Genomic DNA, 25,517 nt, shown 5'->3' with positions numbered 1-25,517 from the left:
GACCCCGTCATGCAGCTGCTCGCCGCCAGCGAATCCTTCGGCCAATGCCTGCGCCGCGTCGACGCCTGCGGCACCGTCGTGCGCGACACGCGCCTGGCGCCGTCGTCCGGCGTGCCGCGCCACGCGCACGCCGCGGCCTACGCGTGCGTCGTGCTCGATGGCCGCTACACCGAGCAGGGCGAGGGCGCGGCGCTGCACTGCGTCGCCGGGTCGGTGCTGACGCACGCCGCGGGCCACGCGCACGCCAACCGCGTCGGCGACGCCGGCGCGCGCTGCGTCAACATTGAGCTGGACGAGGCGATGCTGCGCGACGGTCCGCTGCGCGCGCTCGTGCCCTTCCTGCATGCCGACCGCCACGTCGCGCTGCCGCCGACTGCGGCACCCTTGCGCCGGCTGTCCGACGCGCTCGCCGCGGACGACGACCTCGCGCCGCTGCAGGTGCACGCCGCCGCGCTCGACCTGCTGTGCGCCGCCGCGCGCGCGACGCCGCCCGATGCGGCCGTGCGGCGCGCGGCCGTGCTCGATCGCGTCGTCGACTGCCTGGAGTCCGACCTCGCCGCACCGCCCGCGCTAAACGCGCTGGCCCGCGTCGCCGGCCTGCATCCGCACCACCTGATGCGCGCGTTCCGCCAACACCACGGCGAGACGATCGGCGGCTACGTGCGGCGCCGGCGGCTCGAGATCGCCGATGCGCAGCTGCGCCACGGCGAGCTGCCGCTGGTCGACATCGCGCTGGAGGCCGGCTTCTGCGACCAGGCGCACTTCACGCGCGCCTATCGCCGGCAGTTCGGCGTCACGCCGGGGCTGCGGCGGCGGCTGTGCTGACGCGCGATTCCCGTTCAAGCGCGCGACTGGCGTGCAAGATGCGCCGCGCCGTCCCGTCCTAAGCTGCCCACATGACACGCTCTCCCATCCGCCTGCTGGCCGCCACTGCGCTGGCCCTCCTCGCCGCCGCCGTTCGAGCGGACGACTTCTCCTCCGCGCTCGGCCCGGTCTTCCAGGCCGACTTGCCGCAGACGCTGGCGCGCCTGAAGGCCCTGCCCGAGGCATCGCTGTCGGCCAAGGCGCGTCCGGCGCGCGAGTGCATCCTCGCGCGCTTCGGCGCGGCTGACCCGGCCTCCGCGGCGATCGATCCGCGCTTGCCGCCCGACCTCGCCGCGGTGTTGCGCGCCTATCGCCGCTACTGGACGTCCGTGCTGATGCACACCCGCACGCCGGCCGAGGCCGACGCGGCGCTGTCCGACGACCTCGGCCGCCTGCTGCCCGACGCGCCCGCCGGGCTCGACGCTCGCACCGAGGCGTCGGTCGCCTTCGCCGAGCAGCGCGGCTGGCATGCGTTGGGCGGCCTCACCGCGCCGCTGCACGAATACATGTTGTGGAAGGACCAGGCGACGCGGCGCGAGGATGTCGCGCTGCCCGGCGGCACGGTGGCGGTCTCCGTCTCGAAGCTGGATGGCTTCGCGAGCCTGGGCTGGGGCGCCTGGGCCACGTGCGACCTGGCCCACACCGGCGGCTGGGCCACGCCGCAGGGCCTGATGGTGGTGGTGCCCGGCTGGGACTTGTCCAGCGATCGCTACCGCGTCAGCCTGCTGGGCCACGAGTCGCAGCACTTCGCCGACTATCCGCGCTTTCCCAAGCTGGCCGAGCCCGACCTCGAGTACCGCGCGAAGCTGACGGAGCTGGCGCTTGCGCACGACGCGCAAGCCGATCTGCTGGCGATGTTCTCGGCGGGCGCGAAGCGCGACCGCGCGTTGCCGCATCCGTTCGCCGACTGGTGGGTGATGAAGCGCATCGGCGACCGCCTCGGCACCGACGACTGGAAGACGTGGAAGCCCGACGACGTGCGCGCCGCCGCGGCGGCCGAACTGGCGGCGCACACGGCACTGCTGCAGGCGCGCGGCGCGGCGACCGCGACGACGGCGCTTCCCGACTAGGCGGGGCTGCCCTGGCGGCTCGCCTGGAAGTCGAGGAAGCGGATCGCCGAGTCGCGCACGCTGGCGGCGGCCCGGGGATGCGAGGTGACGGCGGTCAGCCGCGCCAGCCACGCGGCGCGGTCCTCGCGCGACTGCTTCGAATTGAGCAGCCGATTGGCCATCCAGGCCGTCAGTTCGGTGGGCTGGCGTTCCAGCGAGGCGGCCAGCAGCGCCGCGTAGCCGGACTGGCTCTCGAGCGCCTGCACCAGCGGGCCGGGTGCGCCGAAGTCCGCCTGCGGATGCCGTTCCAGCAGCGCCAGCAGCGCGGGCGCGACGCGTTCGCAGCCGGGCAGGGCGGCGAAGCCGGCGAGCAGTTCGTTGAGGCGGTGCACGTTGTCCGCGCCGTCCGGGGTGGGCGCGAAGTCCTGCAGCTCGGAGAGGAGTTCGTCGACGGAACGGGTCATGGGGCGTCTGGCTTCCAGCATCGGAAGCCCGAGCGTAGCCGTTCGCGCGAACGCCGCCCGCCCGGTTGCCCAATCCACTGCGATGCGCGTGGATTGCGGCCGGCGCCGGCACCGGCCCCGGCCTTGTGCTATTGGCGCGCGGCGTCCGGCTCGCCCGCGGCGCCGTTGGCCGCGGCCAGGCTCGGGCGCGTCTCGACCTCGGCGCGCGGCCGCAGCGCCGCCTCGATGCCGGCCACCAGGAAGCGCGTCAGCCGATCCTGGTCGTCGGCCGTCGATTCGGCCGGCGAGGCGGCCTGCGCCAGGCGGAACAGGCGCTTGGAGCCGATGAGGAATTTCAGCAGCGAGGCGCTGACGTAGATGTAGGCCGAGGCGGCGGCATGGCGCGACGCCTTCGGATAGCACAGCTGCAGGGCGTCGATGAAGACCAGCGCGGCGTCGTCGAGCTTCTCGCGCACGACCTGCGCGGCCTCCTCGGTCGGATCGTCGATCACGCGGGCCATCAGCCGCAGGAAGGTCTCGCCGTCGGCCTCGGCGGCCGTCGCGAAGCCGATCCGGATCCAGACCTGCACCAGGTCTCGCACCGTGAACGTGCCCGGGCCGGCGGTCACCAGCGCCAGCAGCGACGAGGCCCGGTCGTCCAGCATCTTCCGATGCGAATCGATGACGGCGGACAACAGCTGGTACTTGCTGCCGAAGTGATGGTTCAGCAGCGTCAGCGACACCTGGGCGTCGCGCGCGATGTCGCGCAGACTGGCTCCCCGGAAACCGTGATGGGCGAAATGATGATTGGCCGCGATCAGGATCGCGCTCTTGCGTTGCATGGTTTTTCTTGGTGGCTTTCCCCGGGCTGCACCGCCGTTCCCTCGGGTCGGCGCTGTCCGGTTGACATGTGGGCCATCTTTCTTGCGCGCATGTTGCACTGGGGTCTTTGAACAGCCGTTCAGGACGCAGGGCAGTCGGCAGGCCCGCCATGGAGCGGGCAGGGTCTAGACGACTTTGCGAAGCGGTGCCGGGTCGCGGCTACGACATGTGTCGTATGTCGCCGCGCCGTCGGGCTGCTTATCCTTCATCCATCGTCCTCGGCAACCCGGGGACATCAACAGGAGCGAACTCGAATGACCACTTCCCGCCGCAGCTTCAATCTGACGTTAGGCGCGCTGGCCGCGCTCGCCTCGTTGACCGCGATGACCCCGGCGCTGGCCGCCGACACGATCAAGGTCGGCATCCTGCATTCGCTGTCCGGCACGATGGCGATCTCGGAGACGGTGTTGAAGGACACCGCGCTGATGACGATCGCCGAGATCAACGCCAAGGGCGGCGTGCTGGGCAAGCAGCTCGAGCCGGTGGTCGTCGACCCGGCGTCGAACTGGCCGCTGTTCGCCGAGAAGGCGCGCCAGCTGATCACGCAGGATCACGTGGCCGTCGTGTTCGGCTGCTGGACCAGCGTGTCGCGCAAGTCGGTGCTGCCGGTGTTCGAGGAGTTGAACAGCCTGCTGTTCTACCCGGTGCAGTACGAAGGCGAGGAGCTGTCCAAGAACGTGTTCTACACGGGCGCGGCGCCGAACCAGCAGGCGATCCCCGCGGTCGAATACCTGATGTCCAAGGACGGTGGCTCGGCCAAGCGCTTCGTCCTGCTGGGCACCGACTACGTCTACCCGCGCACGACCAACAAGATCCTGCGTTCGTTCCTGCACTCCAAGGGCGTGAAGGACGAGGACATCATGGAGGAGTACACGCCGTTCGGCCACTCCGACTACCAGTCCATCATCGCCAAGATCAAGAAGTTCGCCGGCGAGGGCAAGAAGACGGCGGTGATCTCGACGATCAACGGCGATTCCAACGTGCCGTTCTACAAGGAACTCGGCAACCAGGGCCTGAAGGCGACGGACGTGCCGGTGGTGGCGTTCTCGGTCGGCGAGGAGGAGCTGCGCGGCGTCGACACCAAGCCGCTCGTCGGCCACCTCGCGGCATGGAACTACTTCATGTCGATCAAGAACCCGACCAACACGGCCTTCATCAAGGAGTGGTCGGACTACGCCAAGAAGAACAATCTGCCGGGCGACAAGGACAAGCCGCTGACCAACGACCCGATGGAGGCCACCTACATCGGCATCCACATGTGGGCGCAGGCGGTCGAGAAGGCCAAGTCCACCGACACCGACAAGGTGATCGCGGCGATGGCCGGCCAGACGTTCAAGGCGCCGGGCGGCTTCGTCTCGACGATGGACGAGAAGAACCACCACCTGCACAAGCCCGTCTTCATCGGCGAGATCAAGCCGGACGGCCAGTTCAACGTCGTGTGGAAGACGCCGGGGCCGATCAAGGCGCAGCCGTGGTCGCCGTACATTCCGGAAGACAAGGGCAAGAAGGACGAGCCGGAAAAGAAGTGAGCCGGGCATGCGGCGACTCATCTTCCGTAGCGCCGCCATCGCGCTCGTCGCGATGATCGGCGCGGTCGCCGCCCCCGCGTGGGCGCTCGACGCGGCCCAGGCGCGCGCGATCGCCGTGGGCGACGGCGACGCGCGCATCGCGGCGCTGCAGGACGCGGTCGCGCGGGCCGACCCCGGCCTGGCCACGTTCGCGCAGGCGCTGCTCGACGACTCCGTGAAGACGACGGCGACCGGCGTCTTTGTCGTCCACGACGACAAGGCCGTCGACGCCGTCACGGGCCAGCCCGCGACGCTGCCCGACGACGCCGAGGACGTCTCCAACAACAACCGCATGCGCGGCGCGCTCGGCACGGCGCTGAGCGGCCTGCGCCTGTTGTCGCCGGACCTGGCGACGCGCCGCAAGGCCGTCGACGACCTGTCCGGCAGCGCCGCCGATCCGGCCTTGCTGCCGGTGGTCGAGAAGGCGTTCGCGTCCGAGCCCGACGCGAAGCTCAAGGCCGCGCTGGGCCGGCTGCGGGCCGCCGTCCAGATCGCGTCGCCCGATCGCGCGAAGCGCCGGCAGGCGATCGCCGACCTCTCGCACAGCGACGAGCCCACCGTGCGCGCGCTGCTGCAGTCGCGCCTCGCGGCCGACGCCGAGACCGATCCCGAGCTGCGCACCGCGATCGCGCAGGCGCTGGTGCAGGTCGACGGCCGCCTCGCGTGGGGCGAGCGGCTGGGCGTGATGTTCACCGGCATCAGCCTGGGCTCGATCCTGCTGCTGGTCGCGCTCGGGCTGGCCATCACGTACGGCCTGATGGGCGTCATCAACATGGCGCACGGCGAGCTGATGATGATCGGCGCCTATACCACCTGGGGTGTGCAGAACCTGTTCCGCCACTTCGCGCCGGGGCTGTTCGACGGCTACGTGCTGGTCGCTGTCCCCGCGTCCTTCCTCGTCTCGGCCGCGGTCGGCGCGATCCTGGAGCGCGGCGTGATCCGCTTCCTGTACGGCCGGCCGCTCGAGACGCTGCTGGCGACCTGGGGCATCAGCCTCGTGCTGATGCAGGTGGTGCGCTCGCTGTTCGGCGCGCAGAACGTGGAGGTCGAGAATCCGTCGTGGATGTCGGGCGGCATCGCCGTCGCGAGCAACCTGACGCTGCCCTACAACCGGCTCGCGATCATCGCGTTCGCGGCGCTGGTGCTGCTGGCGACCTTCCTGCTGATCAGCCGCACGCGGCTCGGCCTGTTCGTGCGCGGCGTGACGCAGAACCGGCGCATGGCCTCGTGCACCGGCATCGACACCGTGCGCATCGACACGATGGCCTTCGCGCTCGGCGCGGGCATCGCGGGCATGGCCGGCTGCGCGCTGAGCCAGGTCGGCAACGTCGGGCCCGATCTCGGCCAGAGCTACATCGTCGATTCGTTCATGGTGGTGGTGCTGGGCGGCGTCGGCCAGCTCGCCGGCACCGTGCTCGCGGCGCTCGGGCTGGGCCTGATGAACAAGGTGCTCGAAGGCGTGGCCGGCGCGGTGCTGGCCAAGATCTTCGTGCTGATCTTCATCGTCGTGTTCATCCAGAAGCGGCCGCAGGGGCTGTTCGCGCTCAAGGGACGGAGCGCCGAATCATGAGCCCGCACGGCCGCCCGAATGGCGAATGCCCCCGCTCGGCGGGGAGGCGCGCAGCGCCAGGGGTGCCCACATGACGCCTGTCTCGCCCGTCCAGCTGCTTCCCGACTCGCGCCGCGGCCTGCTGCTCGGCGCGCGCGGCTGGAGCGTCGTCGTCGGCGCGCTGGTCGTCATCGCGGTGCTGGTGCCGCTGCTCAACCTCGCGGTTCCCGCGGGCAACCCGCTGCACTTCGGCGACTACGGCGTCGCGCTGGTCGCCAAGATCATGTGCTACGCGATGTGCGCGCTGGCGATGGACCTGATCTGGGGCTACACCGGCATCCTGTCGCTCGGCCACGGCCTGTACTTCGCGCTCGGCGGCTACGCGATGGGCATGTACCTGATGCGCCAGATCGGCCACGACGGCAATTACCGCAGCGACCTGCCGGACTTCATGGTGTTCCTCGACTGGAAGACGATGCCGTGGACCTGGGCCGGCAGCGCGTCGTTCGTGTTCCAGATGTTCCTGGTGGTCGCGGCGCCGGCGGTACTCGCAGGGGTATTCGGCTGGTTCGCGTTCCGTTCGCGCATCAAGGGCGTGTACTTCTCGATCATCACGCAGGCGCTGACCTTCGCCGGCATGCTCCTGTTCTTTCGCAACGAGACGGGCTTCGGCGGCAACAACGGCTTCACCGACTTCAAGCGCATCCTGGGCATCTCCATCGCCGCGCCGTCCACGCGCATGGTGCTGTTCGTGCTGACCGGCCTGACGCTGGTCGCGTTCTACCTGCTGGCGCGCGCCATCGTCCACAGCAAGTACGGCCGCGTGCTGCAGGCGATCCGCGACGCCGAGAGCCGTGTCATGTTCACCGGCTACGACCCGCTGAAGTACAAGCTGTCGATCTGGGTGCTGTCGGCCACGATGTGCGGCATCGCGGGCGCGCTGTACGTGCCGCAGGTGGGCATCATCAACCCGAGCGAGATGTCGCCGGCGGCGTCGATCGAGATGGCCATCTGGGCGGCGGTCGGCGGCCGCGGCACGCTGGTCGGGCCGATCATCGGCGCGTTCTTCGTCAACGGCGCCAAGAGCTGGTTCACGCAGGCCTTCCCCGAGTTCTGGCTGTATTTCCTCGGCGCGCTGTTCATCTCGGTGACGCTGTTCCTGCCGCGCGGGATCATGGGCATCCGGGATCGGCTGAGGCGAGAGAAGGGCGTGGAGGTGAAGGCATGACCCCGGACCTGCAGGAAGCAGGCGCCGCGTTGCTGGAACGACACCACCAGCAGCCGGCGGCGACGCCGGCCGGTGGCGCCAGCTTCGGCCGCCTCGTCCACGCGAGCACGCCCGATTTCGCGCACGGCGTCGCGCTCTACCTCGACGAGATCAGCGTCAGCTTCGACGGCTTCAAGGCGCTCAACAACCTGTCGCTGGCGATCGACGTCGGCGAGATGCGCTGCATCATCGGCCCCAACGGCGCCGGCAAGACGACGATGATGGACGTCATCACCGGCAAGACGCGGCCCGACTCCGGCGCCGCGCACTTCGGCACCAACATCGACCTGCTGCGCCTGCGCGAGCCGCAGATCGTCAAGGCCGGCATCTGCCGCAAGTTCCAGAAGCCGACGGTCTACGAGGAGCTGTCGGTGTTCGAGAACCTCGAGCTCGCGCTGGTCAACGACCGCGGCGTGCGCGCGGCGCTGTTCGCGCGGCTGTCGCCGCCGCAGCGCGAGCGCATCGCCGAGATCCTGCAGCTGGTGCACCTGCTGCCCGAGGCGCACCGCATCGCGGGGTTGCTGTCGCATGGCCAGAAGCAGTGGCTGGAGATCGGCATGCTGCTCGCGCAGGAGCCCACGCTGCTGCTGCTGGACGAGCCCGTGGCCGGCATGACCGACGAGGAGACCGAGCGCACCGCGGAGCTGTTCCTCACGCTGGTCGGCAAGCACTCGCTGGTGGTCGTCGAGCACGACATGAAGTTCGTCGACATGCTCACGCAGGGCCATCGCAAGGTGACCGTGCTGCATGAGGGATCGGTGCTGGCGGAGGGGACGCTCGCCGAGGTGCAGGCCAACACGCAGGTCATCGACGTCTACCTGGGACGGTAAGAGATGCTGCAGGTCGAAGGACTCAACCAGTACTACGGCGGCTCGCACATCCTGCGCGATGTCGCGCTGCAGGCCAGGATCGGAGAGGTCACCGTTGTCCTGGGCCGCAACGGCGTGGGCAAGACGACGCTGCTCAAGAGCCTGATGGGCGTGGTGCCCACGCGCACCGGCACGATACGGCTCGACGACAGGGATCTTGCCGGCAAGGCGCCGTACGAGCGCGTGCGATCGGGCGTCGGCTACGTGCCGCAGGGCCGCGAGATCTTCGGGCGGCTCACGGTGATGGACAACCTGCGCATGGGCCTGGCCTCCATGCCCTCGGGCAGCGACGTGCCGGCCGAGCTGTTCGAGCTGTTCCCGGTGCTCGCGCAGATGAAGAGCCGGCGCGGCGGCGACCTCTCGGGCGGCCAGCAGCAGCAGCTCGCGATCGCGCGCGCGCTCGCGCCCGGGCCGCGCCTGCTGCTGCTGGACGAGCCCACCGAGGGCATCCAGCCGTCCGTCATCAAGGACATCGGCCGCGTGATCCGCAAGCTCGCCGACCGCAGGACCATGGCCATCGTCCTGGTGGAGCAGTTCTACGACTTCGCGGCCGAACTGGCCGACGCGTACGTCGTGATGGAGCGCGGCGTGGTGGTGGCACGCGGCGCGGGGGCGGCGATGGAGTCGGATGGCGTCAGGACGTTGATGTCGGTCTGACGGCAGTGGCCGGCCGCGACGGTGTCGAAGGGGTCTGGCACCTGCCCGCCGCCGTTCAGGTGCGCCACACCCGCGGCACGCACGCCTCGCGCGCCCACGCCAGCGCACGCCACGCGCGCCAGACCTGCGCCATCAGATCATGGATCGGCTCGACCCGCGGCGCCAGCACGCGCAGCGCGACGACATCGGGCTGCGGCGACGTCGCGCCCGCGGTGGCCGCCAGCGAATGCGTCGCGAAGATCTCGCGTGCCGCATCGAGCAGCCTTTCGCGGCGATCTTCGGCCAGCGGCGAGCCGGCCGCGAACCACAGGGTGCCGAGCGCGCGATGGCCTGCCCAGCCGCACGGGCCATCGAGCAGCGCGGCGTCCGTCGCGGACGTGCGCCCGCGTTCGAGCCAGCGCGGGCCCACGGCGATGTCGTGGCGGTAGTCGCCGGCGACGAAGGGCGCGTCGGCGGCGGGCAGGCCGAGGGCGACGCAGTCCCAGCCGAACATCTCGGCGCCGGGCGCGAGCTCGAAGCGCATGCGGTTGTCGGCGTGCGCGCCGGAATGCACCAGCGTCTCGAGCGGCAGCCACTCGAGCCGGCCGCCGCCGTCGACGCGGGCGTGGATCGCCTGCAGCGCCCGCGCGCCGCCGCTGCGATAGAAGCGCGTCGCGCCGGGCGTGGTGACGAGCGCGTGGGCGCCGCCGCCGAGCGTCAGGGCGACGTCCAGCGTGTCGCCTCCGACGATGCCGCCCGGTGGATGCACGATCACCGTGTGGCAGACCTGCGGGCCTTCCGGGAACAGGCTCTTGAGCACGCGCAGCGGGCCGTCGTGGCGGAAGTCGGCGCGCGTGCCGCCGGTGGCGGGCTCGGCGCGGTAGTCCAGGGTCAGGCTTGCGTGCCAGGCCATCGGCGAAGGGCAAGGTCGAGTGGGGATGCGGCAGGGTAACTCACATCGGAGCGCGTCCGGGACACCCGCCATTCACAGATCTTTACCGGCCACGCAAGCCCGGTTGACCACGGCTGGGCAGCATCGCCGCAATGACTTCTCATGCCGCGCCATGCCGCCGTCCCGTCGGTCCGCCGGCGGGCATCTCCCACCCGCACGCGGCCTGCGCCGCCCTGAATGACTGACCCGATGACATCCTTCGACTCGATCGGTTACGCTCCGTCCGCGCAGGGAGTCCGCCCTGTCGCCACTTCCTCGCGGAACGCCCATACCTCCATGACCAATCCGCACCTCCTGCTGATCGACGACGACGCGCGCCTGACGCGCATGGTCGGCGACTACCTGCGCACGCAGGGCTTCGACGTCGACACCGCCGGCACGCTGGCCGACGGCCGCATGCGCCTGGCCGCGGGTGCGTACGACGCGCTCGTGCTGGACCTGATGCTGCCCGACGGCGACGGCCTCGACTTCACGCGCGAGCTGCGCGGCCAGCCGGCCACGCGCCGCCTGCCGCTGATGATGCTGACCGCGCGCGGCGAGCCCACCGACCGCATCGTCGGCCTGGAGCTGGGCGCCGACGACTACCTGCCCAAGCCCTTCGAGCCGCGCGAGTTGCTGGCGCGCGTCAAGGCGCTGCTGCGCCGCGCGAGCCCCGAGCCGGTGAACGAGGAAGTGCTGCGCTTCGGCAAGCTCGAGATCGACCTCGGCGCGCACGAGGCCCGACTCGACGGCGTGCGCTGCGACCTCACCAGCCACCAGTTCGACCTGCTGGTCGTGCTCGCGCGCAGCCCCGGCCGCGTGCTGAGCCGCGACCAGATCATGGACGCGCTCAAGGGCCATCCGCTGGAGGCCTTCGACCGCTCGATCGACGTGCACATCTCGCGCATCCGCAGCGTGATCGAGGAAGATCCCAAGAACCCGAAGCGCGTGCTGACCGTGCGCGGCTCCGGTTATCTTTTCGCTCGCAAGCAAGACGCCTGATCCCGCAACGCTCCGCGTCCTGCTCGCAGCGTCGGCCTTGCCGGCGCTGTTTCGTTTCTGAAAGTCCGACTTGCGCTCGCTCTATCTCCGCATCTGGCTCACCGTGATCGTCACGCTGGCGCTCTTCGCCGGCGCGTCGGGATGGCTCGTGCAGCGCCATCTCGACCAGGAGCGCGTGCGCAACCAGGCCGTGATCAACGAGCGCATCGCGGCCTGGGGCGACCTGATCCAGCGCTCGTTGCCGGCCGCCGCCGCGCCGCCCGACGTCCAGGCCGAGGCCCTGAAGGACTGGTCGCAGCGCCTGCGCGTGCCGATGGCGCTGCAGGACGAGCAGGGCCACCGCATCGCCGCGTCCGATTCGTTCGTGCGGCGCGAGGGCGACAAGCAGCTGATGCACGTCGCGATCTACCAGATCAAGCTCGACGACGGCCGCTCGCTGTTCGTGATGCGGCCCAACATGCTCAAGCCGCCGCCGGGCAACGATCCGTCGGGGCCGCCGGACGAGGACATCGGCGGCTTCGGCACCGAGCACCATCCGCAGGTCAGCGAGGCGCGCGGCGCGCCGCCGTTCTGGTTCGCCGGTGTGGTGCCGCGCGGCGTGTCGCCGGGCCTGAGCCTGCTGGCGCTGGTCGTCGTGCTGTTCCTGGCCATCGCGGTGGGCGCCTATCCGTTCATCCGCCGGCTGACGCGGCGGCTCGAGACGCTCAAGCGCGGCGTCGAGGCCTTCGGCCAGGGCGCGCTCGACCGCCGCGTGCCGGTGGAAGGCCGCGACGAGGTCGCCACGCTGGCCACCAGCTTCAACCTCGCGGCCGAACGCGTCGAGGCCCTGGTGCGCTCGCACAAGAGCCTGCTCGCCAACGCCAGCCATGAGCTGCGCTCGCCGCTGGCGCGGCTGAAGATGGCGACGTCCATGCTGGCCGATTCGTCGCCCGAGCAGCGCGAGCACCTGCGCTCCGAGATCAACACCGACATCGCCGAGCTCGACGGCCTGGTCGACGAGGTGCTGCTCGCGAGCCGCCTCGAGGCCGCGCCGGAGCCCGATCATCTCGAGAGCGTGGATCTGCTCGCGCTGGCCGTGGAGGAGGGCGCGCGCGTGGACGCCAGCGTCGACGGCGCTGGCGCCAGCGTGCGCGGCGAGGAACGCCTGCTGCGCCGTGCGCTGCGCAACCTGCTCGAGAACGCGCGCCGCTACGGCGGCGGCGAGATCCGGGTCGATCTCGAGGACAAGGCGGCGGCCGGCGTCGAGATCCGCGTCACCGACAACGGCCCGGGCGTGCCCGAGGCCTTCCGCGAACGCATCTTCGAACCGTTCTTCCGGCTGCCCGGCCACGCCGAGCGCGCCGGCGGCGTCGGGCTGGGCCTGGCGCTGGTGCGCCAGATCGTCGAGCGCCACCACGGCCGCATCCGCTGCGTGCGTCCGCCCGAGGGCGGCGGCTGCTTCGTGATCAACCTGCCGGCGGCCGCGCGCGCGTGACGCACGTCAGGCCGCCGCGGCGGCCATGCTCGCCAGGAGCATCGGCTGGCGCGCCTCGTCGATCAGCGCCTGCACGCGCTGCGCGTCGACCGGGCTGAAGAGTTCTGCTGTCTGGAATCCTTGATGGACCGCGGTACCCCACCCCGTACGCGGTCCGATCGCGGGTTCAGGCGGCGCGGGCGTCCAGCTGCGCGGGATCCGGGTGGTCCTCGCCGGTGGCCCGGCCGGCGCGCTCCGCGTACTTGTTGAAGCGCCAGGCCCTGGACTCCAGCGTGATGCGGCGCCAGACCACGCGCTTCTGGCCGGGCGTCATCGCCGTCCAGTGCTGCACCTCGTCGAAGGTGCGGCCGCAGCCCTTGCACTCGTGGTCGCCCTGCGACGTCGAGCAGATCGCGATGCAGGGGGCGTCCGGCGTCGAGGCGTACCAGTCCAGCCAGGCCGCGCGCGCCACCTCGGGCAGCGTGAATTCGTCGGCCTCGTGCTCGCGGTAGTAGATCATCAGCGCGTACACCTCGCCGAGCGCCAGCACCTCGGGACAGGCCGTGATGCCGTCGGGCGACGGATGGCGCGAGCGCCACCAGTTGATGGCGCTCTCGATGTCGGTGATGTGGATGCCGGCCATGGCGATCGGTTCAGTGGCGGTCAATACGAGAGTCCCATGACGTCGCGGACGTCCTTCATCGTCTGGCGCGCGACGGTGCGCGCGCGCTCCGTGCCCATCTCGACGATCCAGTGCACGTGCTTCGGGTTGGTGAGGTACTGCTCGGCGCGCTCGCGCCACGGCTGCTGCTCGCGCAGGATGGCGGCAATCACGGGCTGCTTGCAGTCCAGGCAGCCGATGCCGGCCGTGGTGCAGCCGTCGTGCGCCCATTGCTTCGTCGTGGCGTCGGAATAGACCTGGTGGAATTGCCAGACCGGGCAGCGCGCCGGGTCGCCCGGGTCGCTGCGGCGCACGCGCTGCGGGTCGGTCGGCATCCGGCGGATCTTGGCCTCGACCTGCGCGGGCTCCTCGCGCATCTCGATCGTGTTGCCGTAGCTCTTGCTCATCTTCTGGCCGTCGAGGCCCGGCAGCTTCGTGACCTCGGTGTGCAGCGCCTGCGGCTCGTGCAGCACGGCGCGGCCGGTGCCCTTGAGGTGTCCCAGCAGCAGTTCGCCGTCCTCGGCGCTGAAGCCGTGGCGGCTGCCGAGCGCCGCCCGGATCAGCGCCTCGCCGTTGCCGAGCGCGGCGGCGTCGCCGCCCTGGCCGAACTCGCGGCGCTGGCGCTCCAGAAGTTCCTGCTGTTCGGGCGGCAGCTTGGCGAGCGCGGCGGCGACGTCGGCCTCGAAGCGCGGCGAGCGGCCGTAGAGGTGGTTGAAGCGGCGCGCGACCTCGCGCGTGAGCTCGACGTGGGAGTCCTGGTCCTCGCCGACCGGCACGTAGGCCGCCTTGTAGATCAGGATGTCGGCCGCCTGCAGCAGCGGGTAGCCGAGGAAGCCGTAGGTGGCGAGGTCGCGGTCGGACAGGTGCTCGATCTGATCCCTGTGCGTGGGCACGCGCTCGAGCCAGGCCGTGGGCGTGCCCATCGCCAGCAGCGTGAACAGCTCGGCGTGCTCGGGCAGGCGGCTCTGGATGAAGAGGGTGCAGAGGTCCGGGTCGAGTCCGGCGGCGATCCAGTCGATCACCATGTCGTAGACGTTGCGCTCGATGACCTCGCGATCCTCGTAGTGCGTGGTGAGCGCGTGCCAGTCGGCGACGAAGAAGAAGCTGTCGTACTCGTGCTGCAGGCGCACCCAGTTCTTCAGGGCGCCGTGGTAGTGGCCGAGGTGCAGGGCGCCGGTGGGACGCATGCCGGACAGGACGCGGGCTCGCATGGGACTCTCTCGAAACGGCGCCTTCGGCGCTGCGGAGCGGGGATTGTAGTGAGCCAAGCCAATCTCCCGGAGGGCCGAATGCCGGGTTAGCCCTTACAATACGCGCCCTATGAAGAGAATCGTGGTCCTGATCTCAGGTCAGGGCTCGAACCTTGACGCGATCGTGCGCGCGTCCGAGGCGCAGGACTGGCCCGGCCGCGTGGTTGCGGTGATCAGCAACCGCGCCGAGGCCCGCGGCCTGCAGTCCGCCCAGGCTCACGGGATCGCCGCCGAGTCGCTGGACCACAAGGCCTTCGCCGACCGCCCGGCGTTCGACGCGGCCCTGGCCGAGCGCATCGACCGCCACGCGCCGGATCTGGTCGTGCTGGCCGGCTTCATGCGCATCCTCACGCCGGCGTTCGTGGCGCGCTACGAAGGCCGGATGCTCAACATCCACCCGTCGCTGCTGCCGTCGTTCACCGGGCTGAACACGCATCGTCGGGCGATCGAGGAAGGATGCAAGGTGGCCGGCGCGACGGTGCATTTCGTGAGCGCCCAACTGGATCACGGGCCCATCGTCGCGCAAGCCGTCGTGCCGGTGCTGGCCGGCGACGACGAGGCCTCGCTCGCGAAGCGGGTGCTCGCGGCCGAGCACGAGCTCTATCCGCGAGCGGTGGGCTGGTTCGTCAAGGGCGAGCTCGAATTGAAGGACGGCCGGGTGACGCACCGCGGCCGCGAGCCGCAAGGCTGGCTGGCCTGACTTTCCCCCGCGCGGGCGCACGAGCGCCCGCGCGCGCAAGATTTTTCCCCGCTCCAGCGGCGCATCCGGCGCCGTTCGGGCTTCATTTCAGCGATAACCGCGAAAGACTTCCGCCATGCATCCGAACGCCCTCCTCGACATCGCCACCGAACTGCTGCGCGAGGTCGGCAAGCTCGACATGCCGGCCGACGTCGTCGTCTCGAACTTCTTCCGCAAGCACCGCGAGCTCGGCCCGCGCGAACGCCACGCGCTGGCCGAGACGGCCTACGCCGTGCTGCGCCAGCGCCTGCTGTTCCAGCACCTGGCCCAGAGCGGCAGCGGCGCGCTCGAGCGCCGCCTCGCGATCCTGGCCTGGCAGGGCAACGAGACGCTGATCCGCGGCGGCCTGGGCCAGCATGAGCAGCAGTGGCTCAACGGCGTGCGCTCGATCGACCGCAACTCGTTCTCCGAGAAGCTGCGCCACAACATGCCCGACTGGCTCGCCGGCGCGCTCAAGAACGACCTCGACGACGAGGGCTTCTGGAACTTCGTGGCGTCGATGTCCGCCAGCGCGCCGCTCGACCTGCGCGTCAACATGCTCAAGACCAACCGCGACAAGGCCCAGGCCCAGCTGCGCGAGGCCGGGATCGAGTCGACCCCGACGCCCTATTCGCCGTGGGGCCTGCGCGTCGAGGGCAAGCCGGCCCTGCAGAAGACCGACGTCTTCCTGCGCGGCGACGTCGAGGTGCAGGACGAGGGCAGCCAGCTGCTGGCGGCGATGGTGTCGCCCAAGCGCGGCGAGATGGTGGTCGACTTCTGCGCCGGTGCCGGCGGCAAGACGCTGGCGCTCGGCGCCGCGATGCGTTCCACGGGGCGGCTCTACGCCTTCGACGTCAACGGCCATCGCCTCGACAAGCTCAAGCCGCGCCTGGCGCGCAGCGGGCTGTCCAACGTGCATCCGGCGCAGCTCACCAACGAGCGCGACGACCGCGTCAAGCGGCTGTCGGGCAAGATCGACCGCGTGCTCGTCGACGCCCCGTGCTCGGGCCTGGGCACGCTGCGCCGCAATCCCGACCTGAAGTGGCGCCTGTCGGCCAAGGCCATCGACGAGCTGTGCGAGCTGCAGGCCAAGATCCTCGAGAGCGCCTGCCGCATGCTCAAGCCGGGCGGCCGGCTGGTCTACGCGACCTGCAGCCCGCTGCGCCGCGAGGACGAGGCGATCGCCGAGGCCTTCTCGGCAGCGCACCCCGAATTCCAGCTGCTGGACGCCGGCGAGCTGCTGAAGGCGGCGGGCGTCGAACGCGCGGACGAGCTCAACGCGAACGGCTACATGCGCAGCTGGCCGCACGCCCACGGCATGGACGGCTTCTTCGCCGCGGCCTGGCAAAAGGCCTGAGCGAAAGTCAGACTATAAGACTCGACAATTCGAATTTTCTGCATCCGGCGGCGCCGTCGAGCAGAACTTTCGGCGTCGGGAATCCTCTCAAGAAGGCGTCCAGGGCCGGAATGAACCCGGTAATGGGCGCATTTTGGTGCCCCTGACTAGTCACGGGCCCCTACAATTCGGCACCCGCTCGTTTTTCGGGCAACTACAGGCAGGCAATGGAAGCGATTCAGACTTTTGTGAACGTGTTCGTGGACTTCTTCGCCAACGGGCTGCTGCACGCCACGTGGTGGCAGATGGTCGTCGTCACGCTGGTGCTCACGCACATCACGATCGCGGCCGTCACCATCTTCCTGCACCGCTGCCAGGCGCACCGCGCGCTGGACCTGGGCCCGATCCCGTCGCACTTCTTCCGCTTCTGGCTGTGGCTGACCACCGGCATGGTCACCAAGGAATGGGCCGCCATCCACCGCAAGCACCACGCCAAGTGCGAGACGGTCGACGACCCCCACAGCCCGGTCACCCGCGGCATCAAGGCCGTGCTGCTGACCGGCGCCGAGATGTACCGCGCCGAGTCGAAGAACAAGGAAACGATCTCCAAGTTCGGCCACGGCACGCCGGACGACTGGATCGAGCGCAACCTCTACAGCCGCTTCCAGTGGCAGGGCGTCGCGCTGATGATGATCATCGACCTGATGCTGTTCGGCGCCGCCGGCGCCACCATCTGGGCCGTCCAGATGCTGTGGATCCCGATCACCGCCGCCGGCATCATCAACGGCATCGGCCACTATTGGGGCTATCGCAACTTCGAAGCGGTCGACGCGTCGCGCAACATCATGCCCTGGGGCATCATCATCGGCGGCGAAGAGCTCCACAACAACCACCACACGTACCCGACGTCGGCCAAGCTGTCGGTCAAGCCGTTCGAGTTCGACATCGCCTGGGGCTACATCCGCGCGATGGAGATGATCGGCTGGGCCAAGGTGCGCAAGGTCGCGCCGCAGCTCAAGACCGGCGACGTGCGCGCCGTGGCCGACAGCGAGACGCTGGAAGCCATCATCGCCAACCGCTACGAAGTGATGGCCAAGTACGCCCGCGAACTGCGCCGCGCCTGCGCCGCCGAGCTGGCCGCACTGAAGAACAAGGGGGCCGACAACACGCCGCACGGCATCAACCTGCGCGTCGCCCGCCGCTGGCTGCACCGCGACGTCGAGAAGATCCCCGGCCACCTGCAAGCCCAGGTCGCCGACGCCGCCGCCACGTCCGAGAAGCTCGGCAAGCTGGTGGCGATGCGCGAGGAACTGCGCGCGCTGTGGACCCGCACGAACGTGTCGGCCGAGCAGGCCGTCGCCGACCTGCAGGCCTGGTGCAAGCAGGCCGAGGAATCCGGCATCGAGGCGCTGCGCGAGTTCTCGCTCAAGCTGCGGGCCGCCAAGGCGGTCTGACTTTCACCGCTGCGCTGCAAGGCCCGCTTCGGCGGGCTTTGTCGTTTCTGGCGCTTGCGATGGCGGCTTTTGGGCGTGTTCGCTGACGGTTCGTCGGCGAAATCGGCAATTGGAGCGGGCTTTCCGGAGACTCGTCGCAAGGCGGTTTGCGCTGCGTTCGCGGGCTCCGATAGTTCACACATCGGATCACGGAACGCATCCGAACCAACCCACCAGACACCAGGAGCCCACCATGACCAAGACCACCCCCCAAGCCGCCGCCGTCGTCCTTTCCGTCCTCATGACCCTGGCCATCGTCGCCGGCATGAACGGCATCGCGACCAGGCAGTACGCAGCGGCGGATGCTCTGGCCATGGCGCCCTACGGCCAGACGCATGTGGCCGTGCAGCACGTGACCGTCATCGGTCATCGCGCGAACGCCTGATACCTCCAGAGCTGCGCGCCAGTCCTGGCGCTTCATGCTCCGTTCGAGCCCTGCCTTCCTTGCGCGGGGCTTTTTTTCGTCTGTTCGTGGCGATGGTCGCCAAGACGCGCAACGCCCAGTCCCGACCAGCCCCGTCGACCAAGCAAAAACATCGACAGACCGAAGACGAACGCAGTACCATCAGTCTTCGTTTGCGAAGAAGGCTGAATTCATCACAGCCGCGCGCGCTTCGCCGACCCTTCGCGCATCATTGCGACAGCGGCTCGGCGATCGGAACACCTATCCGGCGCTTCCGGACCGAGCTAGGGCCCACGTTTACCGGTGTGAGTCCAGAGTTTCGGGCTGAGCCGCGTCAGTCACCGCTGACTTCCTTGCAGTCTCTTCAAGTCAGCCAAAGACCGGTTCCATGCGCTTCGATCTCGTCACCCTCAATCTCGTCCTCGCCATCGCCGAGACGCGCAGCATCACGCGCGGCGCCGAACGCGAGCACCTCGCGCTCGCAGCGGCCAGCAAACGGCTGTCCGACCTCGAGGCGCGCCTGGGGGTCGGGCTGTTCGACCGCCGCGCCCGCGGCGTCGACCTGACCGAGGCCGGGCGCGCGCTGGTGCGCCACATCCGCACGCTCAACGCGTCGCTGCACGCGCTGGAGAGCGAGGTCGTCGAGTTCTCGCGCGGCATCAAGGGCCACCTGCGCGTGGTCGCCAACGCCGGCGCCATCTCCGAGTGCCTCCCGGCCGATCTCGCCGCCTTCGCCCGCGCCCACCCGGGCATCCGCGTCAGCCTCGAAGACCAGACCAGCGCCGACGTGATGCAGGCCGTGGCGGAAGGGCGCGCCGACGTGGGCATCTTCGTCGGGCCAAGCACCGACGTGCGCCTGACCACGCGCCACTACAACACCGGCACGCTGGCGGCGATCGTCCCGAGCGAGCACGTGCTGGCGCGACGCGACGCGGTGCCGTTCGATGCCCTGCTGGACTTCGACATCGTCGGTCTCCACGTGGGCGCGTCGGCGCACGAGCTGATGCTGAAGTCCGCCCTCGAGCGCGGCCGCACGCTCAACGCGCGGCTGCAGGTGCGCGGCTTCGACGCGATCTGCCAGCTCGTCGCCGCGGGCCTGGGCGTGGCGGTGCTGCCGGCCGACACCGCCGCGCGCTTCGCCAAGCTGTTCGACATCAAGGTGCTGGTCCTCGAGGAACCTTGGGCCCGCCGCGACTATCTACTCGCCACCCGCGTGAGCGATTCGCTGCCGGCCGCCGTGCAGCGCTTCGTCGATGCGCTGTGTCCTCCTTCTGCGCCCGCCGCCGCGCCCGCGCCCGTCGCGTCACGCGCGCGCGAGGCGTCCGCCATCTGAAAGGCCTTGTTGCCATGACAGCCCGCACCCTCTACGACAAGCTCTGGGACGACCACGTCCTGCACACCGAGGACGACGGCACCTCGCTGCTGTACATCGACCGCCACCTGCTGCACGAGGTCACGAGCCCGCAGGCCTTCGAGGGCCTGGACATCGCGCAGCGCAAGGTCTGGCGTCTGTCGGCCAACCTCGCGGTGAGCGACCACAACGTGCCGACGACGGATCGCCGCGGCGGCATCGCGGATCCGACCTCGAAGCTGCAGGTCGACACGCTCGACGCGAATTGCGACCGCCTGGGCGTGACGCAGTTCAAGATGAACGACAAGCGCCAAGGCATCGTGCACGTCATCGGGCCGGAGCAGGGCGCCACGCTGCCCGGCATGACGGTGGTCTGCGGCGACAGCCACACGTCGACGCACGGCGCGTTCGGCGCGCTGGCGCACGGCATCGGCACCAGCGAGGTGGAGCACGTGCTCGCCACGCAGACGCTGCTGGCGAAGAAGGCGAAGAACCTGCTGGTGCGCGTGGAGGGCACGCTGCCGCGCGGCTGCAGCGCCAAGGACATCGTGCTGGCCATCATCGGCCAGATCGGTACGGCGGGGGGGACCGGCTACACGATCGAGTTCGGCGGCGCGGCGATCCGCGCGCTGTCGATGGAAGGCCGCATGACGGTGTGCAACATGGCCATCGAGGCGGGCGCGCGCGCCGGGCTGGTGGCGGTGGACGACACGACGCTGGCCTACGTCAAGGGCCGGCCGTTCTCGCCGGTCGGCGTCGAGTGGGACCAGGCCGTCGCGCAGTGGCGCCACCTGCACTCGGACGCGGGCGCGCACTTCGATCGCGTCGTCGACATCGACGCCGCGACGATCCGCCCGCAGGTCACCTGGGGCACGTCGCCGGAGATGGTGCTGTCCATCGAGGACCGCGTGCCCGATCCCGAGCGCGAGAAGGACGACGTCAAGCGCGGCGCGATGGAGCGCGCGCTCACCTACATGGCGCTGGAGCCGAACAAGGCCATCGCCGACATCCGCATCGACAAGGTCTTCATCGGCTCGTGCACCAACAGCCGCATCGAGGACCTGCGCGACGCGGCCGCCGTCGTGCGCAAGGTCGGCGGCCGCATCGCGAGCAACGTGCGTCTGGCGCTGGTCGTGCCGGGCTCCGGCCTGGTCAAGGAACAAGCCGAACGCGAAGGGCTGGACAAGGTCTTCACCAGCGCCGGTTTCGAATGGCGCGAGCCGGGCTGCTCGATGTGTCTCGCGATGAACGCCGACCGGCTCGAGCCGGGCGAGCGCTGCGCGTCGACCAGCAACCGCAACTTCGAAGGCCGGCAGGGCGCCGGCGGCCGCACGCACCTGGTGAGCCCGGCGATGGCCGCGGCCGCGGCGCTGCACGGCCATTTCGTCGACGCGCGTCGCTTCATCTGAGGATCACGCCATGCAGGCCTTCACGTTGCACACGGGCGTCGTCGCCCCGATGAACCGCGAGAACGTCGACACCGACGCGATCATCCCCAAGCAGTTCCTCAAGTCGATCCAGCGCACCGGCTTCGGCCCGAACCTGTTCGACGAGTGGCGCTACCTCGATCCGGGCGAGCCGGGCCAGGACCCGGCCTCGCGCCAGCCCAACCCCGACTTCGTGCTGAACCAGCCGCGCTACCAGGGCGCGTCGGTGCTGCTCGCGCGCCGCAACTTCGGCTGCGGCTCGAGCCGCGAGCACGCGCCGTGGGCGCTCGACCAGTACGGCTTCCGCGCGATCCTCGCGCCGAGCTTCGCCGACATCTTCTTCACCAACTGCTTCAAGAGCGGCCTGCTGCCCATCGTGCTGCCGGAGTCGGCGATCGCGCAGTTGTTCGACGAGGTCGCCGCGTTCCCCGGCTATCGGCTGACGATCGACCTGCCGCGCCAGGTCGTCGTCAAGCCCGACGGCGCGGAGATCCCGTTCGACGTGCAGCCGTTCCGCAAGTACTGCCTGGTCAACGGCTTCGACGACATCGGGCTGACGCTGCGCCACGCCGACAAGATCCGCGGCTTCGAGGCCGAGCGCCTCGCGAAGATGCCGTGGCTCGCCAACCGGCTGGTGGGCTGACAGGCGATGCCCCTGCCGCGTGCGCTGCACCTGCGACGCCACTTCCAGCGCGTCGTGCTGACGCGCCCGTGGCTGACCTTCGTCGTGCTGGGCCTGGCGTTCTTCTGCTTCGGAATGGTGACGCTGAACCTGCTGCACGTGCTGCGCGCGAACGCCGAGCTGATCCTCGACAACGGCGCGATGGCGCTGGCCGACGGCGGCGCGCGGCAGCTGATCGAGCTGGTCGTCGACGGCTACCTCGCCATGCTGGCCTACGTCGTCATGAAGACCTGCGAGCACACGTTGTCGCACTGGCTCGCCGACACTTCCGACACCGAACCTTCCGAAACCGAAACCGAATCCGAGCACTGACATGAAGATCGCAATCCTGCCGGGCGACGGCATCGGCCCCGAGATCATCGACGAGGCCGTCAAGGTGCTCCACGCGCTGGAGCTGCCGTTCGAAATGGAGTCGGCCGACGTCGGCGGCACCGCGTACGCCAACCACGGCCATCCGCTGCCGGAGTCGACGCTGGCGCTGGCGAAGGCGGCCGACGCCGTGCTGTTCGGCGCCGTCGGCGACTGGAAGTACGACAAGCTCGAGCGCCACCTGCGCCCGGAGCAGGCGATCCTGGGCCTGCGCAAGAGCCTGCAGCTGTTCGCCAACCTGCGCCCGGCGATCTGCCATCCGCAGCTGACGCACGCGTCCAGCCTGAAGCCGGAGCTGGTGTCGGGGCTGGACATCCTCATCATCCGCGAGCTCACCGGCGACATCTACTTCGGCCAGCCGCGCGGCCGCCGCACCGCGGTCGACGGCCACTTTCCGGGCGCCGACGAAGCCTTCGACACGATGCGCTACAGCCGCCCCGAGATCGAGCGCATCGCCCATGTCGCGTTCCAGGCGGCGCGAAAACGCGGCGAAAGGAGCGGCGTCAAGAAGGTGACCAGCGTCGACAAGGCCAACGTGCTGGAGACCTTCCAGTTCTGGCGCGACGTCGTCACCGAGGTGCACGCGCAGTACCCGGACGTCGAGCTCGACCACATGTACGTCGACAACGCGGCGATGCAGTTGGTCAAGGCGCCGAAGAAGCTGGACGTCGTCGTCACCGGCAACATGTTCGGCGACATCCTGTCGGACGAGGCCGCGATGCTGACCGGCTCGATCGGCATGCTGCCGTCGGCCTCGTTGGACGCCAGCAACAAGGGCCTGTACGAGCCCAGCCACGGCAGCGCCCCGGACATCGCCGGCAAGGGAATTGCCAATCCTCTGGCTACAATATTGTCAGCCGCCATGATGCTCCGCTACACGCTCCGACAAGCCGACGCCGCCGACCGTATCGAGTCCGCGGTGAGCGCCGTGCTGGAGTCGGGCCTGCGGACCACGGACATCGCATCCGCGGGCATGCGCACGGTGGGCACGCGCGAGATGGGCGACGCCGTCGTCGCCGCCATTCGCACCAAGACCACCACCACGATCAAAACCACGAGCTGACGCTCCGACTCGCTTCGCCCCTGCTTCCTCCACGAGAACCCCAGGCGACACGAGTCGCAGGGCGGGAAGCAGGACAAGCGGTGGCTCCCCGGAGCCGATGATCGACAAGTTCAATGCGTGCAGGGCACGCGACAAGGCGAACGACATGGCATTGGTAGGACTCGTAGGCTGGCGCGGCATGGTCGGCTCGGTGCTGATGGACCGGATGCAGGCCGAAGGCGACTTCGCGCTGATCGAACCGGTGTTCTTCTCGACCAGCGCGGTGGGCGGCAAGGCCCCGGCGCAGGCGAAGAACGAGACGACGTTGAAGGACGCGTTCGACATCGACGCGCTCAAGCGCTGCGACATCGTCATCACCTGCCAGGGCGGCGACTACACCACCGAGGTCTTCCCGAAGCTGCGCGCGGCGGGCTGGAACGGCCACTGGATCGACGCGGCGTCCTCGCTGCGCATGACCGACGACGCCGTCATCGTTCTGGACCCGGTCAACATGCCCGTCATCAAGAACGCGCTCGCCAAGGGCGGCCGCAACTGGATCGGCGGCAACTGCACCGTCAGCTGCATGCTGATGGGCGTGGGCGCGCTGTACAAGGCCGGCCTCGTCGAGTGGATGAGCACCCAGACCTACCAGGCCGCATCGGGTGGCGGCGCGCAGCACATGCGCGAGCTGCTGACGCAGTACGGCAGGCTCAACGCCTCGGTTCGCTCGCTGCTGGACGATCCCAAGAGCGCGATCCTGGAGATCGACCGCCTGGTCGCCGAGACGCAGCGCGGCCTGTCGGCCGAGGAAACGAAGAATTTCGGCGTCCCGCTGGGCGGCTCGCTGATTCCCTGGATCGACAAGGATCTGGGCAACGGCGTGTCCAAGGAGGAATGGAAGGGCATGGCCGAGACCAACAAGATTCTCGGCCAGGGCGAGGGTTTCGGCACGCCGGCGGTTCCCGTCGATGGTTTCTGCGTGCGCGTCGGCGCGATGCGCTGCCACAGCCAGGCCCTCACTTTCAAGTTGAAGAAGGACGTGCCGCTGGCCGACATCGAGGCGATGATCGCCGCCGACAACGCCTGGGTGAAGGTGGTTCCGAATAATCGCGAAGCCACCTTGCGCGACCTGACGCCGGTGGCTGTCACCGGCACGATGACGATTCCCGTCGGCCGCCTGCGCAAACTCGCGATGGGCCCGGAATATCTCGGCGCATTCACGATCGGCGACCAATTGCTGTGGGGCGCGGCCGAGCCGCTGCGCCGCATGCTGCGGATTCTTCTCGACAAGTAATCCACGCCGGCGGGCGTTTTGGGGCGCGCAAGGTTCGGGAGAGCGTTGCGCGCGCGCCAAACCCTACAGACGAAATATCTTGTTACCACTGCAGCGCGTCTTCCCGGCAGGATTTAGGCTCGTCCGTGGCTTATTCGAGTATTTCGGGGTTAACTCTGCGCTTGCGGTGGGCCGCGACGCAGGCAAAATGCGCGCCTGCGCTGGTTAAACCCGGCGACTAGGTGCGAGAATATTCGGGCGGGTCGAGGCCAAAACGGCGGACAGTTGCATCGACGGCGAGTCAATGGATGAGCTTGTCGGCGTATCTGCCTGGTGCTATGGTCTTTTCCAAGTGTGACGCAGGCTTCAGCGGCTGCGCCAGATACCGATGAACTCGTCGAGAGACCTGTCATTCAAGGCGATGTTGCAGGCATCGCCATTTCGCATTCGGGATACAAATTGAAGAATCGCTCGTTGGTCACCACTGGTCGCGCGCTGAACGTCATGGCCGCTGCGGCCCTGGTCCTCCTGTCGACCGGCGCCTCGGCGCTGGGGCTGGGGCGCGTGAACGTGCAATCCGTTCTGGGCGAGGCCCTGCGCGCTGAAATCGAAGTGACGAGCCTGAGTGCGGAAGAGGCTTCCTCCCTGCACGTGAACCTCGCCTCGCCCGACGCCTTCAAGGCCTCCGGCGTCGAATACAACGCGGTCCTCAACGGCGCCACGGTCACGCTGCAGCGCCGCGCCGACGGCCGCCCGGTGCTGGTGCTGTCCAGCGACAAGGTCGTCCAGGAACCCTTCATCGACGTCATCGTCGACTTCCAGTGGGCCACCGGCAAGCTGACCCGCTCCTATACGCTGCTGATCGACCCGCCGGGCCGCAACACCGCCGCCCAGCCGGGCACGACGGCCACCGCGCCGGTGTTCGCGTCGCCGCCGCCGGTCGCGCGCGCGCCGGCCGCGCCCGCGCCGGCCCCGCAGGTGGCGCTCGCGCCGCCGCCC

The 25,517-nt window shown here is 69.5% G+C and carries 25 protein-coding genes; 20 read left to right on the top strand and 5 right to left on the bottom strand.

What is annotated here, in order from left to right; genetic code table 11:
- The first annotated feature begins 9 nt into the window (after positions 1-9).
- Entirely contained in the window at positions 10-825 is an 816-nt protein-coding gene (locus LPC04_RS26290) for a helix-turn-helix transcriptional regulator (protein ID WP_275685294.1), read from the top strand.
- Positions 826-896: 71 nt separating this feature from the next.
- The gene (locus tag LPC04_RS26285; RefSeq protein WP_275685293.1) at positions 897-1,934 is read left to right on the top strand and encodes a hypothetical protein; all 1,038 of its coding nucleotides are present in this window, start codon (positions 897-899) and stop codon (positions 1,932-1,934) included.
- On the opposite strand, the gene LPC04_RS26280 is transcribed toward LPC04_RS26285, so the two are convergent.
- Positions 1,931-2,377, bottom strand: coding sequence for a hypothetical protein (locus tag LPC04_RS26280; RefSeq protein ID WP_275685292.1), 447 nt, complete (start codon positions 2,375-2,377; stop codon positions 1,931-1,933). The genes LPC04_RS26285 and LPC04_RS26280 overlap by 4 nt on opposite strands.
- 128 nt (positions 2,378-2,505) lie before the next feature.
- The gene (locus LPC04_RS26275; protein ID WP_275685291.1) at positions 2,506-3,198 is read right to left on the bottom strand and encodes a TetR/AcrR family transcriptional regulator; all 693 of its coding nucleotides are present in this window, start codon (positions 3,196-3,198) and stop codon (positions 2,506-2,508) included.
- 294 nt (positions 3,199-3,492) lie between these two features.
- Here LPC04_RS26275 and urtA point away from each other — a divergent pair, with 294 nt between their 5' ends.
- The 5 genes from urtA to urtE all read left to right on the top strand — a co-directional run bounded on the left by urtA (position 3,493) and on the right by urtE (position 9,148).
- Complete coding sequence (gene urtA / locus LPC04_RS26270) at positions 3,493-4,767, top strand: urea ABC transporter substrate-binding protein (RefSeq protein WP_275685290.1); 1,275 nt, start codon at positions 3,493-3,495, stop codon at positions 4,765-4,767.
- 7 nt (positions 4,768-4,774) lie between these two features.
- A complete protein-coding gene (gene urtB / locus LPC04_RS26265; RefSeq protein ID WP_275685289.1) occupies positions 4,775-6,376 on the top strand; it encodes an urea ABC transporter permease subunit UrtB in 1,602 nt (533 codons plus the stop codon).
- A gap of 70 nt (positions 6,377-6,446) precedes the next feature.
- Entirely contained in the window at positions 6,447-7,583 is a 1,137-nt protein-coding gene (gene urtC / locus LPC04_RS26260) for an urea ABC transporter permease subunit UrtC (protein ID WP_275685288.1), read from the top strand.
- Positions 7,580-8,452, top strand: a complete 873-nt coding sequence (urtD, locus tag LPC04_RS26255; protein WP_275685287.1) for an urea ABC transporter ATP-binding protein UrtD — start codon at positions 7,580-7,582, stop codon at positions 8,450-8,452. Before urtC ends, urtD begins: the two co-directional genes overlap by 4 nt.
- 3 nt (positions 8,453-8,455) lie before the next feature.
- Positions 8,456-9,148: an urea ABC transporter ATP-binding subunit UrtE gene (urtE, locus tag LPC04_RS26250; RefSeq protein ID WP_275685286.1), complete on the top strand. Its 693-nt coding sequence runs from the start codon at positions 8,456-8,458 to the stop codon at positions 9,146-9,148.
- Positions 9,149-9,203: 55 nt separating this feature from the next.
- Here urtE and LPC04_RS26245 read toward each other — a convergent pair whose 3' ends face one another.
- On the bottom strand, positions 9,204-10,040 hold the full coding sequence (locus LPC04_RS26245; protein ID WP_275685285.1) for an urease accessory protein UreD: 837 nt from the start codon (positions 10,038-10,040) through the stop codon (positions 9,204-9,206).
- A 315-nt stretch (positions 10,041-10,355) separates the two neighbouring features.
- Here LPC04_RS26245 and LPC04_RS26240 point away from each other — a divergent pair, with 315 nt between their 5' ends.
- Together LPC04_RS26240 and LPC04_RS26235 are read left to right on the top strand one after the other, a co-directional pair.
- Complete coding sequence (locus LPC04_RS26240; protein WP_275685284.1) at positions 10,356-11,060, top strand: response regulator; 705 nt, start codon at positions 10,356-10,358, stop codon at positions 11,058-11,060.
- Between the two features lie 70 nt (positions 11,061-11,130).
- Positions 11,131-12,534: a sensor histidine kinase gene (locus tag LPC04_RS26235; protein WP_275685283.1), complete on the top strand. Its 1,404-nt coding sequence runs from the start codon at positions 11,131-11,133 to the stop codon at positions 12,532-12,534.
- A 166-nt stretch (positions 12,535-12,700) separates the two neighbouring features.
- Here the strand turns inward: LPC04_RS26235 and LPC04_RS26230 are convergent, their stop codons facing one another.
- Together LPC04_RS26230 and LPC04_RS26225 are read right to left on the bottom strand one after the other, a co-directional pair.
- Positions 12,701-13,156 carry a DUF3717 domain-containing protein gene (locus tag LPC04_RS26230; RefSeq protein WP_275685396.1) on the bottom strand — a complete coding sequence of 152 codons (456 nt, stop codon included), beginning with the start codon at positions 13,154-13,156 and terminating at the stop codon, positions 12,701-12,703.
- A gap of 20 nt (positions 13,157-13,176) precedes the next feature.
- The gene (locus LPC04_RS26225) at positions 13,177-14,385 is read right to left on the bottom strand and encodes a tryptophan--tRNA ligase (protein ID WP_275685282.1); all 1,209 of its coding nucleotides are present in this window, start codon (positions 14,383-14,385) and stop codon (positions 13,177-13,179) included.
- A gap of 109 nt (positions 14,386-14,494) precedes the next feature.
- Between LPC04_RS26225 and purN the strand changes: the two genes are divergently transcribed.
- The 11 genes from purN to LPC04_RS26170 all read left to right on the top strand — a co-directional run.
- On the top strand, positions 14,495-15,124 hold the full coding sequence (gene purN / locus LPC04_RS26220; protein WP_275685281.1) for a phosphoribosylglycinamide formyltransferase: 630 nt from the start codon (positions 14,495-14,497) through the stop codon (positions 15,122-15,124).
- A 115-nt stretch (positions 15,125-15,239) separates the two neighbouring features.
- Positions 15,240-16,499 carry an RsmB/NOP family class I SAM-dependent RNA methyltransferase gene (locus tag LPC04_RS26215; protein WP_275685280.1) on the top strand — a complete coding sequence of 420 codons (1,260 nt, stop codon included), beginning with the start codon at positions 15,240-15,242 and terminating at the stop codon, positions 16,497-16,499.
- A gap of 206 nt (positions 16,500-16,705) precedes the next feature.
- Positions 16,706-17,932, top strand: coding sequence for a DesA family fatty acid desaturase (locus tag LPC04_RS26210; RefSeq protein WP_275685279.1), 1,227 nt, complete (start codon positions 16,706-16,708; stop codon positions 17,930-17,932).
- 232 nt (positions 17,933-18,164) lie between these two features.
- On the top strand, positions 18,165-18,356 hold the full coding sequence (locus tag LPC04_RS26205; RefSeq protein ID WP_275685278.1) for a hypothetical protein: 192 nt from the start codon (positions 18,165-18,167) through the stop codon (positions 18,354-18,356).
- Between the two features lie 406 nt (positions 18,357-18,762).
- The gene (locus LPC04_RS26200; RefSeq protein ID WP_275685277.1) at positions 18,763-19,707 is read left to right on the top strand and encodes a LysR family transcriptional regulator; all 945 of its coding nucleotides are present in this window, start codon (positions 18,763-18,765) and stop codon (positions 19,705-19,707) included.
- 14 nt (positions 19,708-19,721) lie between these two features.
- Positions 19,722-21,134, top strand: a complete 1,413-nt coding sequence (gene leuC / locus LPC04_RS26195) for a 3-isopropylmalate dehydratase large subunit (protein ID WP_275685276.1) — start codon at positions 19,722-19,724, stop codon at positions 21,132-21,134.
- A gap of 10 nt (positions 21,135-21,144) precedes the next feature.
- Positions 21,145-21,795: a 3-isopropylmalate dehydratase small subunit gene (leuD, locus tag LPC04_RS26190; RefSeq protein ID WP_275685275.1), complete on the top strand. Its 651-nt coding sequence runs from the start codon at positions 21,145-21,147 to the stop codon at positions 21,793-21,795.
- A 6-nt stretch (positions 21,796-21,801) separates the two neighbouring features.
- Positions 21,802-22,146: a hypothetical protein gene (locus LPC04_RS26185; protein WP_275685274.1), complete on the top strand. Its 345-nt coding sequence runs from the start codon at positions 21,802-21,804 to the stop codon at positions 22,144-22,146.
- A 1-nt stretch (position 22,147) separates the two neighbouring features.
- A complete protein-coding gene (leuB, locus tag LPC04_RS26180) occupies positions 22,148-23,266 on the top strand; it encodes a 3-isopropylmalate dehydrogenase (protein WP_275685273.1) in 1,119 nt (372 codons plus the stop codon).
- Positions 23,267-23,411: 145 nt separating this feature from the next.
- Positions 23,412-24,539, top strand: coding sequence for an aspartate-semialdehyde dehydrogenase (gene asd, locus LPC04_RS26175; RefSeq protein ID WP_275685272.1), 1,128 nt, complete (start codon positions 23,412-23,414; stop codon positions 24,537-24,539).
- Between the two features lie 333 nt (positions 24,540-24,872).
- A partial coding sequence (locus LPC04_RS26170; protein ID WP_420854774.1) for a type IV pilus assembly protein FimV occupies positions 24,873-25,517 on the top strand: 645 nt, incomplete at its 3' end.

It is taken from the genome of Scleromatobacter humisilvae (genome assembly GCF_023231945.1).
Taxonomy (GTDB): domain Bacteria; phylum Pseudomonadota; class Gammaproteobacteria; order Burkholderiales; family Burkholderiaceae_C; genus Scleromatobacter; species Scleromatobacter humisilvae.
Note: the sequence above shows the minus strand (reverse complement) of the source record. Positions and strands in the feature narration are given on the sequence as shown.